The sequence below is a fragment of the Pseudomonas sp. BMS12 genome (assembly GCF_001592875.1).
Lineage (GTDB): Bacteria > Pseudomonadota > Gammaproteobacteria > Pseudomonadales > Pseudomonadaceae > Aquipseudomonas.
Genome location: NZ_LSOF01000040.1, coordinates 1 through 943, shown reverse-complemented (window position 1 = coordinate 943; position 943 = coordinate 1). Strand labels below are relative to the sequence as shown.

The 943-nt window shown below is 58.0% G+C and carries 1 pseudogene; it reads left to right on the top strand.

Annotated elements, in window-relative coordinates:
- Window positions 1–943: pseudogene (locus tag AYB31_RS21765) on the top strand (hypothetical protein); the annotation flags it as partial.

Here is a 943-nt window from a genome sequence, read left to right as displayed (position 1 = left end):
GCGTGCCAACCGGCAATGCCGTTTATAGCAATCTGAGTTTGAGTACGGAGCCGGCATTTGTCGGGCCGCTGCGCTTTATTAATGCTAAGGCAAGCTTGAGCGATGAGTTTCCTTATGACGCCACTTTGACACCGCGGCGCAGCCTGGAATTGACAGGCAGTGAGCTGCTATTTGCTGGCGAGCAGGCTTTTGCTCAGGTCAGTGTGCGGCAATCGTCTCAGTTGACGTCTTTGTATGGTAAGCCTCTAACCCTGCGGGCTGCGCAGGTGACAGTCGATCAGAGCTCCCGTATCGACGTAAGTGCTAGAGGCAACGGAGGCATAACCAGTGGCTCCACCAATTATTACAGTGGTGGCAGTCATGGTGGGCGTGGTGGTGGCTATTCCACGGGTAGTAGCAACTATTACTCATTCGGTAGCTATGGCGATTACCGGCTGCCGCGCACTTTGGGTCAGGGAGGGCGCCGCTCATCATCATCCGAGGTAACGCGTGGTGGAGGTGCTTTGGAGTTGATTGCGGACAGCCTGAGTCTCGATGGTCAGATTCTCGCTGATGGTCAGACGATCACTGGTTCAAGCTACGGCTCAGGCAGCGGTGGCTCCGTACTGTTGCAGGTGGGCAGCCTGGGCTTGGGCGAGCAGGCCCGTATCCAGGCCGATGGTGGCGGTAGCACATCTGCGCAAACCTATGGCGGCGGCGGCGGCGGCCGAGTGGCGGTGCATTATGGGCAGCTAACTCAGGGCAGTCTGGATGGGCGACTGAGCGCGCGTGGAGGCCTTTCAACAAATGCTTGGCACGGCAGTGCGGGCAGCGTCTACGTGAAAAACACCCAGAGTGGTACCGAGGAGCTGCTGTTTGACAACACTGGCGTGCCAACCGGCAATGCCGTTTATAGCAATCTGAGTTTGAGTACGGAGCCGGCATTTGTCGGGCCGCTGCGCTT